This window comes from Microcoleus sp. A6-C6 (genome assembly GCF_036705955.1).
Taxonomy (GTDB): domain Bacteria; phylum Cyanobacteriota; class Cyanobacteriia; order Cyanobacteriales; family Microcoleaceae; genus Microcoleus.
In genome coordinates this window covers 24,562-33,734 of record NZ_JAUBVR010000066.1, presented here as the reverse complement: position 1 = coordinate 33,734, position 9,173 = coordinate 24,562, and the positions used below count along the sequence as shown (strand labels likewise).

Annotated in this window: 8 protein-coding genes; 3 read left to right on the top strand and 5 right to left on the bottom strand. The window is 46.2% G+C overall.

From position 1 onward, the window contains the following. Positions 1 to 300: 300 nt before the first annotated feature. The 5 genes from QUB52_RS22210 to QUB52_RS22190 form a co-directional block, all read right to left on the bottom strand. Positions 301 to 1,797, bottom strand: a complete 1,497-nt coding sequence (locus tag QUB52_RS22210) for a chlorophyll a/b binding light-harvesting protein (protein ID WP_332974795.1) — start codon at positions 1,795 to 1,797, stop codon at positions 301 to 303. Positions 1,798 to 1,819: 22 nt separating this feature from the next. Next, the gene (locus QUB52_RS22205; protein ID WP_332974798.1) at positions 1,820 to 2,890 is read right to left on the bottom strand and encodes a chlorophyll a/b binding light-harvesting protein; all 1,071 of its coding nucleotides are present in this window, start codon (positions 2,888 to 2,890) and stop codon (positions 1,820 to 1,822) included. A 537-nt stretch (positions 2,891 to 3,427) separates the two neighbouring features. Continuing rightward, positions 3,428 to 4,180 carry a response regulator transcription factor gene (locus QUB52_RS22200; RefSeq protein ID WP_265238405.1) on the bottom strand — a complete coding sequence of 251 codons (753 nt, stop codon included), beginning with the start codon at positions 4,178 to 4,180 and terminating at the stop codon, positions 3,428 to 3,430. Between the two features lie 592 nt (positions 4,181 to 4,772). After that, the gene (locus QUB52_RS22195; RefSeq protein ID WP_265238342.1) at positions 4,773 to 5,729 is read right to left on the bottom strand and encodes an FTR1 family iron permease; all 957 of its coding nucleotides are present in this window, start codon (positions 5,727 to 5,729) and stop codon (positions 4,773 to 4,775) included. 233 nt (positions 5,730 to 5,962) lie between these two features. Continuing rightward, a complete protein-coding gene (locus QUB52_RS22190; RefSeq protein WP_265238341.1) occupies positions 5,963 to 6,397 on the bottom strand; it encodes a ferritin-like domain-containing protein in 435 nt (144 codons plus the stop codon). 825 nt (positions 6,398 to 7,222) lie between these two features. Here QUB52_RS22190 and QUB52_RS22185 point away from each other — a divergent pair. Genes QUB52_RS22185 through QUB52_RS22175 form a run of 3 tightly spaced genes read left to right on the top strand, consistent with a single transcriptional unit; the run spans position 7,223 to position 9,095 of the window. Further along, a complete protein-coding gene (locus QUB52_RS22185; RefSeq protein ID WP_265238339.1) occupies positions 7,223 to 7,468 on the top strand; it encodes a hypothetical protein in 246 nt (81 codons plus the stop codon). 48 nt (positions 7,469 to 7,516) lie between these two features. Next, entirely contained in the window at positions 7,517 to 8,443 is a 927-nt protein-coding gene (locus QUB52_RS22180; RefSeq protein WP_332974800.1) for an energy-coupling factor ABC transporter permease, read from the top strand. Further along, positions 8,436 to 9,095: an energy-coupling factor transporter transmembrane component T family protein gene (locus QUB52_RS22175; protein WP_332974801.1), complete on the top strand. Its 660-nt coding sequence runs from the start codon at positions 8,436 to 8,438 to the stop codon at positions 9,093 to 9,095. Before QUB52_RS22180 ends, QUB52_RS22175 begins: the two co-directional genes overlap by 8 nt. Positions 9,096 to 9,173 lie beyond the last annotated feature (78 nt).

Sequence of the window (9,173 nt, the reverse complement as noted above, 5' to 3'; positions counted from 1 at the left end):
ATTGAAGGCGGTTGAAACCGCTACCGAGTTCCTCCTCATGTCTAAAGCCAGGGGCTTCCCTCTCGTTTTTTGGTGAGCGGAAATGAAATATCCCGAAAGATTGGCGAACCGGGCATTGCCTGCCCACCAGTCATATTTAACTTTGGGATTGTCGTAGGTTTGCATTGTTTTTTGTTTCCTTGTTGTAGTTATTTGGCTTGAAATAAATTGAACTTGAGATGAGATTAGTTCGTTAGTAGTGCGGACTGAAGTCCGCACGCTCGGAGCGGACTTAAGTCCGCACTACTAACCGTTTTTATTTCAGTTGATAACACCCCGGAAAATTGCATCAATGCCAGCAAAGTTGTCTAGCAGCAAATAGGCGAGGAAAGCTCCGCTAGTACCGCCCATCACAAAACCGCCCCGGAACAAACTCCAATCTTCCGACGTTTTATGCCAGTACAAAACTTTACCTGCTTCAACGTTCCGGTTCTCGTAAACCGAGAGGGCGATCGCCAAAATCAACACCAATGCCAGAGTTGCCAGCAACCCGGCCAGCGGTGCTAAACCTTTTTCTTGTAAAGGCAGCAATACTGCAAAAGCTCCTACCAGGAAATAGCCGTGAGCCAAGCTAACTTCTAATCCCCTGACTATGGGAGACAATCCCTTGCGGTAAATCGGCAAATTCCGCAAAAAAGTTACAGTCACATCGGAAAAACTAACTACTGTTGCCGCCGCAGGTTGAGCTTGCATCTGAGGGAATTTTTCAACCTTGCTAGCAGTTGCAGTTACAAATTCGCCAGATCGAAAATCAAATCCCACTGCTTTCGAGCGAACGCGCAGCGCGTGCCAAATATGGCCGGAAAGCGCCAAAATCGATAACACAAAGTGGCTTGTTGCCAGCCAAGTCCGCGAAGAAACAACCGCTGCATCCGTGCCACTCAAACCCACCGGGCCGTAGAAAACCTCTGGATAAACAGTGTCATTTACAGTCACAAAGTAGGCGGCCAAAAAGCCCATATAAGCCAGAGCGCCCAAACTGTAAGAAAGGTAAGCTTCTCCCGACCAAAATAGCACTCGCTGCGCCCACGCAAAAGGCTTGGTGAAGATATGCCAGAAACCGCCAATAATGCAGAGCAAGCCAACATAAATGTGACCGCCGACAACATCTTCTAAGTTGTCAACTGCTGCCATTCCTTCCGGGCCGCGCACTGGTAAAAGGTAGCTGAAAATGCGGGCGGGATTGAGGGTTGGTTCGCTAATTATCCGCACGTCGGCAACGTGGGGATCGTAAAGACCGCCCCAAAATAAGGCTTTTGCGACAAACAACCAAGCACCTGCACCTAAGAGTAATAGGTGAATGCCGATGATGGTTGTCATTTTGTCTTTGTCTTCCCAGTCGTAGCCGAAGGAACCAAAGAATGTTTTGTTTTGTGGCAATACTTTCGGGCCGAGCAAGGAATGGTAAATACCGCCGGCACCGAGAACTGCGGAACTAATTAGATGCACAACTCCGATCGCAAAATAGGGATAGGTATCAACAATTTGACCGCCTGCTCCTACTCCCAAACCCAAACTTGCCAAATGCGGCAGCAGGATTAAACCTTGGTTGTACATCGGCAACTCTGGGTTAAAGTTTGAAAGTTCAAACAGAGTCATCGCTCCGGCCCAGAATACAATCAAGCCCGCGTGAGCGACGTGAGCCCCCAAAATTCGTCCTGAAAAATTGATGAAACGGGCGTTGCCTGCCCACCAACCGTACTCGTTTTCTGACTTTTCCGGCTCTGGAATTAAATTCTGATCTGCTATTGCTTGCATTTTTGCTTTCCTCCTGATGCGGTTAATTTGCTGGACTGGCTGCAACTTTATTCCCTCCAGGCTGGATATCTTCGCGCATTGCTTGCACGACTTTGCCTTTGCGGAAATCAAATCCTGCCGATCGCAAAGCGTGCCAGAAATGTCCTTGCAGAACGAAGAAGGCGAGCCAGAAGTGAGTGTTAGCCAACCAGACGCGGGAGGTCAGCATTCCTTCGCTGTGAAAGTAGGGGAACTGCTCGAAGCCAATTTTTAAGGTTGGCCCGTAGAATTCCTCTGGGTAAGCGATGGTATTGACTGAAACAAAGTAGGCTGCGATGAAACCCATTAAGGCTAAGGCACCGAGACTGTAGGAGAGGTAAGCTTCTCCCGACCAGATGAAGAGGCGTTTTGCCCAAGCAAAAGGTTGAGTGCGAATGTGCCAGAGGCCGCCGGCTATGCAGAGGAGTCCTACCCACATATGTCCGCCGACAACATCTTCGAGATTGTCAACAGAGGCGAGCCAGTGCGTGCCACCTGCACCGAACAGGTAGCCGAAAATCACGGCGGGATTGAAAGTGGGATCCGAAATTACCCGCACTTGCCCGATCGTGGTATCATACAAACCACCGAAATACATAGCTTTGGCCACCAACAAGAAAGCACCAACACCTAACAAAACTAGGTGGATGCCCAAGATGGTGGTCATTTTGTCTGCGTCTTCCCATCTGTAGCCGAAGAAAGGAGTTTTTTCTTCGAGGGTGGCGGGCCCTTTGAGGGAATGAAAGATGCCGCCGAAGCCGAGAAAGGCTGAGCTAATTAGGTGAATTACACCAATCTGAAAGTACGGATAAGTATCGACAATTTTGCCTCCCGCACCGACACCAAAGCCTAGTCGGGCTAGGTTGGGCAACAGGATTAAGCCTTGTTCGTACATGGGCAATTCTGGGTTGAAACGGGAAAGCTCAAATAGGGTATAAGCTCCCGCCCAGAAGACGATGAGGCCGGCCTGGGCGACGTGGGCGCCGAGCAAACGACCGGAAAGGTTGATTAAGCGAGCGTTGCCTGCCCACCAGGGAAAGGTTTCTGCTTCGGCTGGGAAGGATTTTTTGGCCATGCTTGTCACGGCGATTTACCTCTTGTGAAGGATGTCAGTTGAGTTTTAAGCACTTGCAGCTTATTGATATAAATAATCAACAATTTTAGAAGTTTCGTCAAGGGCTATTTGATAAAGTTTTCACTTATTTTAGTTAAGATATGTAACAAAGCAGCCTAAAATATCGTAAAACTCAGTCTATGACTGCTTTTTGGGCTTAATCGGAAGTTTGCTTGGCGTTATAAGAAAGAGCATTTAGATTAAAATTTAAAATTTTATTGATAAATAGTCTTAGTAAGGCTAGAGTATTGTTTAAGTAGCTATCTAATCCTCTCGGAAAAGACAAGGTGGCACAAGAAATCCGGTACTTTCTTCTGGGCAAGCTTTGAGTAAAGTGGGGCTAGAAGGGGTGCGGGATTATTTTTTTCTGAATCAAGAGAGTTAATGGCTACTTGTTGGCATATTCATCTCAAACTCGAAATAACAAAGCCTGAGAGCAAACGCTCTCAGGCTTTTCTAGTTAGATTTTTAACTGCTTATGGCATCGAATACGCTAGTTCAAGCAGATGATTTGCTTTCCGATGCTCTGCTTTCCTCGGCTACTTGCTCGTTGTTGGGCAACTCCAGGCAATAGCCCGCCCCGTATACAGTTTTGATGTACCGAGGATGGCGGGGATCGGGTTCCATCTTGGTTCTCAGGTGTCTGATGTGTACGCGAATGGTTTCGATGTCGTCGTCGGGGTCGTAACCCCACACTTCTTTGAGAATTTCGCTGGGAGAGACTGTCTGACCGTGGCGCTGGAGTAAGCAGTGTAGCAACTCGAACTCTAGGTGAGTCAGTTTGACGGTGCGAACGTACCAAACAGCTTCAAATCTTTCGGGGACAAGGGTCAGTGGGCCGTAATTTAGGATTTCGGAGTGTTTGGCTGCTTGGGGGATGCGGTCTGTGCGCCGAAGCAAGGCTCGCACTCGCGCCAGCATCTCTTCTAGTTCAAAGGGTTTGGTCAGGTAATCGTCGGCACCGGAGTTGAATCCTTCTACTTTATCTTGGGTTTGACTTAAGGCTGTCAACATCAATACGGGTATGTCGGATGTGCGATCGTCGCGCCGCAACCGCTGACATACTGTGAATCCGTCTACTCTAGGCAGCATCAGGTCTAGCATGATCAGGTCGGGTAGCATTTGTATTGCTAGTGCCTGACCTTTGATGCCGTCTTCTGCCTGGGTGACTTCGTAGCCAGCCATTTCTAGGTTAACGGCTACGATTTCGGCGATCGCCGCGTCATCATCAATAACAAGTATACGGGGCATCATTATTTATCTCACCGCTAACCAGATGGCAGAGGCTACAGCCTTCTGGGGGTTCCAGGTAACTTTAACCAACATTTTTTTAATCTTAAGCTTCATTAAAGATTATTAGGTTCATTAAGAACTTCCGCTTTCTGTAAATATTCTTGTAGTAATTATAAGCCCTAGGGGGCACTTATCATAAAACTGTTCGCCATAAATTTTGCTGGAACCAGATTTTTGCCGATCGCCAGCCTTAGCTTTCTTCTGGGTGCTCTTACTTCACAGACTTGCCCTAACATTAGTCCGCTTCTTGAAGACTCATGTTAATCTTTAACTTTTATTTCTTAAAATTTGTTAAGTTTAGTGGAAAAAAAAAATTCTAGGCCTAGGGCTTGCTTTTGAGGTCTATTGAATGTATAATTTAATAGTGGGAGTGTGACTTATTATGACAAAAATAAATTACATTCCCATTATCAGATGGTATCATAAAAAAGTCTAGTAGTCAATCCCCCAACCTGGAAAAATTAAGCCGATTTTTTGGAAGTGGGGCTATCTTTTTAATCGCCCTCATCATTAGTTAAACAACGGATAAAAACCGCGTAACTACCGATAACTAGCTAGTTGGCTCTTGCGGAGACGGAGTATTTTTGCTCGGAACCGTCGGCTTAGAGTCTAATTTTTGGAAGTAAAGACTGCCGATCGCTACTAAGAATATTGTATAACCAACAGCTTGCAAAAGATAGATGAGGTCTCTGTATCCAAATAGTGCTTTGAGAATGACTCCGGGAAATTGCCGATCGGACAAAACTCCTGCTGCATTCCACACCATCGGGCCTAAAATACAAGAGTGAAGTGCTGCGGTGCGATCGTAAAAAACACAAATCGCTGCATACTTGCTATCCATCTGCGACAAAATAGCAGCAGCTTGGTCAAAATGCTTGAGTGCAGATACCGCCAAACCCGCGACAATTAACAGCAACAAAATCCCCATAAACTTGAAAAACAGGCGGATATCAATCTTGACTCCCCACTTGAACAGCAGCGCCCCAATGATTGTCGCCCCAGTCAAACCGCCCAAAGCGCCTAAAGCCGGACTCAAACCCTGTTGAAATTGAGCGCTGACAAACAAAACTGTTTCAAAACCTTCGCGCAGTACCGCAATGAAAATTAAGCCAAATACACCCCAACCAGCATTGGTATTTTCTGTCAAAGCTACTGTAACCGCCCCTTCAACTTCAGCTTTGAGAAAGCGCGCTTGCTGAGTCATCCAAATTAGCATCCAGCTTAGCATGGCGATCGCCACAATTCCCAACACACCCTCTAATAGCTGTTTAATTACTGGTGCGTAAGGCTGATTAGATGTTGATAGGGCTGCTAGCAATCCATTAAACAATACTCCAACGAAAGCGCTGGCAGCAATTCCCGCTCCGACACCTGCATAAACCCAAGAATTAAGGTGACTTTGCTCGGCTTTTTTGAGGCAAGCTAGGACAATTCCCACGACTAAGGCAGCTTCAACGCCTTCGCGGAGGGTAATTACAAAAGTCGGTACGGCTTCACTAAAATTCATTTTTAAATAATTGCTAATTTGTCCTTAGTCTTTAGTCCTTAGTATTTTTTGTTTTGCCACGGACATAATTTAAGATTATTGAACCGCCAAGACGCTTTAGGCGAAGCCGCGCGTGAGCGCTCTTGTCGCGAAGGAAGGGAAAAAAAGAAGGAGGTTCTCTTCAGACGGTTGTGGAGTAACTAAGGACTAATAACTAAGGACTAAGGACTAAGGACTGCGGACTATTGCCTTGCTTAACTAAAATCGCGCAGCATTTTCTTCAGTTCTACTTGGTGCAATTCTTCTTGACCGATTAGGGTACGGGCGTATTCTTCCAGATAAACGCTGGAGTCTGTCACTACTTCAAGTAAAGACTTATATTTTTTGAGCGCTTTTTTCTCGTGATTTAAACTTTCTTCCAAAAGGTCTTTTACCGAGTGTTTGTAGGTTTCTTCAATCGGAGCGATTTTCTGGCTGGGATGCCCTTCTAAACCTGTCAGAATTTCTCCGGCTTGTTGCGCGTGGAGCAAGGATTCAGTTGCTTGTGCTTTAAAAAACTGCACGATGGGGATGCGGTTGGGGCCTGTCACCATGAGTGAATAGTGGGTGTAGCGTACAACCCCTGCTAGTTCCCATTCCATGATGGTGACTAGCAGTTCTTGGGTTTTTTTATCGTCAAGTTCTTTCATTTGTCGGTTTTGATGTAGATTGCAATAAAGCGCAATGTTTAGGATATCATATTTTTTGATTGAGTGGAATTTAGGCTCTTAGTGGTTTTTTTCAATATCTAAAGGGGTAACGCATATCAGCCCAGTTGCCCGTATGGCAAAAAAACTCAAAAGAGTTAATCAAGGCTAAAGTACGCATTTGTGGCAAGATTTTACCGGCACCTCGTAGCAAGGGAAATGCGAGATGTCCCGTATAAACCATCACGATTAATGCTGACATTGCACCCCTGCCGTGAATTGCTCCCATCCACCGCTGCCAAGAGCTCGGATGCAATAGGTTAACTATAAGGTAAAAACAGGAATAAACCAGCGGATAAAAAGCTAAGTCCGTAGACAGAAACTTGAGCAATATCTAACTGTCTGGGAAATTCAGATGGAACTAAATCGGTAGTTGAGTCTGGCGTTGAGTGTTGCACCACTGGCAAACCTCCTGTAGGTTGTTTGGGAAATTATTTGAGAATAATTGCATTAGTTTTTTGATGTTCTTGAGAATACACCCGTGTGAAAAAAGCCGTGAAGCGTAGCTATCCCGTAGGAAATCGCACTTTCACGCGACATCCGCAAAAACACTGCTTCCGACAGATTTACAGCAATAATATCTAGATTTTTAGTTTTGACAACACTAAAAACTCTTGCCTTTACTAACTTACAGCCAATTTTGCTACTTTTATTTTTAAGCGACTAATACTACTAATTCTCAAAAAGATTAGGATAAAACTAAATATTGACCTTTGTTGAGAATTTTATAATTTTTTAAGATTTTTGTCATAGCGTGAGATTCCGCAGTTGAAATTTACAAAATTATTGATATTTTTTATCAAAAAGCTGGAAAGTGCGGGCTGTAGGCACAAAATTCGATTAATTTTTAACAATTATTTAATCTCCGATCGCCAAGGAGTGAAGATTCTGACTTCACAGCCGGAATCCTTGTCACATAAGCGATCGCCCGCCACGAATTGCCCCCATAGGCGATCGCAAATCCCCCCACGGGCGATCGCAAATCCCCCCAGAGGGCATTGTAAAGTTTTGTAAAAAATAGTTGGCTAAAGGGCTGGGAGTTCTCTTGTTTGGGATAGATCGATGCACATACCTGATGGTTTTCTGTCACCGCCCGTAGCCATTGCCACCGGCATAGCAAGTGCAGCAGTAATTGCAGTTGCCCTAAGTCGAACCCGCACCAGTCTGGGATCGCGGCAAGCCCCAATCATGGGCTTAACTACAGCTTTCATATTTGCAGCCCAGATGATCAACTTTCCCGTAGCCGGCGGTACCAGCGGACACTTGTTGGGAGGGGCGCTGGCATCCGTGGTTTTGGGGAGCCCTTGGGCGGCAACTTTGGCGATGAGCACCGTTTTTATCATTCAAAGCGTCTTGTTTGCCGACGGGGGCATCACCGCCTTGGGTGCGAATATTTTTAACATGGGGCTCGTTGGCATTTGGGTTGGCTGGTGGCTGTTGCAGCCGTTGCAGCAACTCTTGGGAGGTTCCAGAAATCGCTTGCCGATAGCTGCGGGTATTGCCGCCGCCCTCAGCGTCGTTGCTGCTTCTATTTGTGTGGCGATCGAACTGGCAATTTCTGGTACAGTACCGCTGAATATCGCATTACCCGCAATGGTAGGCGTACATATTTTAATTGGCATTGGCGAAGGGATAATTACAGGCGGAGTTTTAACTTATCTCGTCAAAGTTCGGCCGGATTTATTACCAGGAGAACAGCCACAATTGCAGAAATGGGTAGCGCCAGTAGTAGGGGTTTTATTGATTTCCGGCTTGCTTTCGCTGTTCGCTTCAAGTTGGCCCGATGGGTTAGAGGCTGTAGCCGAAAAATACGGTTTTAAAGATAAAGAAGCTGTGGCGATCGAAAATCCTACTCCTTTAGCAGGTTACACAGTTAAAGGATTAGAAGAACAGCCGATCGCTACTAGCATTGCTGGAGTTGTGGGATCTGCCCTCTGCTTCGGTGCAGCCTTTGGTATTGCTCAATTGGTAAAACCGAAAGATGCTTAAACTCTCGATACCTTTTCGATTGCGGTTATCTCTGATAATTGTAATCGGCATTGGTTTTATGAAGACTGGCGCTTGGCTGTGGCTGGGGATCTATGGGGCGATCGCACTTGTGTGGTCATTTTCGCTCAGAGCACCGCTGCGAACCCTAGTACAACTGTTGGGAGCAGAATTAATTTTTCTGTCATTGTTAGTATTGCCGCAAGGTTGGGAACGTGCCAGTTTTCTGTTGCTGCGTTCCCTAATTTGCCTGCTAATTATGAACAGTTTTCTGCTAACTTTGCCGCCCCACAGTTTCGGAATCGCCCTCAAAGGATTACCCCTACCAGCAGGTTTGCAAGAGATCGTTCTTTTAGCGGGACAATACTTAGAAATCTTGCTGTCCGAAGTCAACCGCATGAAAAGATCCGCGCAACTCCGAGGCTTATCCGGTACAGCAGGATGGTTGCGCTACGCCAGTGCTTCCATGATCGGAGCGCTTTATTTGCGAAGTCTCGATCGCGCAGAAAGAGTACACGCAGCCATGATGATTCGCGGCTATCAAGGAAGTTTGCCCACCGAATCACAATCAACACCAAAACAGCGACTGTGGCTGACAATCGCGATTTTAACCGCAACAGGATTAACAATAGCTTCTTACAGTAATTGGGAATAGGGCATAGGAAATTGATTAATTCATCCCTCTATCTTTTTCCTTATCCCCTCCCCTCTCTGCGTTCTCTGCGCCCTCTGC

What these genes read in the sequence shown, in the direction of transcription:
- QUB52_RS22205 (WP_332974798.1), bottom strand. Translation starts at nt 2,890, where the DNA reads ATGGCCAAAAAATCCTTCCCAGCCGAAGCAGAAACCTTTCCCTGGTGG.
- QUB52_RS22190 (WP_265238341.1), bottom strand. Translation starts at nt 6,397, where the DNA reads ATGAAAGAACTTGACGATAAAAAAACCCAAGAACTGCTAGTCACCATC.
- QUB52_RS22180 (WP_332974800.1), top strand. Translation starts at nt 7,517, where the DNA reads ATGCACATACCTGATGGTTTTCTGTCACCGCCCGTAGCCATTGCCACC.
- QUB52_RS22200 (WP_265238405.1), bottom strand. Translation starts at nt 4,180, where the DNA reads ATGCCCCGTATACTTGTTATTGATGATGACGCGGCGATCGCCGAAATC.
- QUB52_RS22175 (WP_332974801.1), top strand. Translation starts at nt 8,436, where the DNA reads ATGCTTAAACTCTCGATACCTTTTCGATTGCGGTTATCTCTGATAATT.
- QUB52_RS22195 (WP_265238342.1), bottom strand. Translation starts at nt 5,729, where the DNA reads ATGAATTTTAGTGAAGCCGTACCGACTTTTGTAATTACCCTCCGCGAA.
- QUB52_RS22210 (WP_332974795.1), bottom strand. Translation starts at nt 1,797, where the DNA reads ATGCAAGCAATAGCAGATCAGAATTTAATTCCAGAGCCGGAAAAGTCA.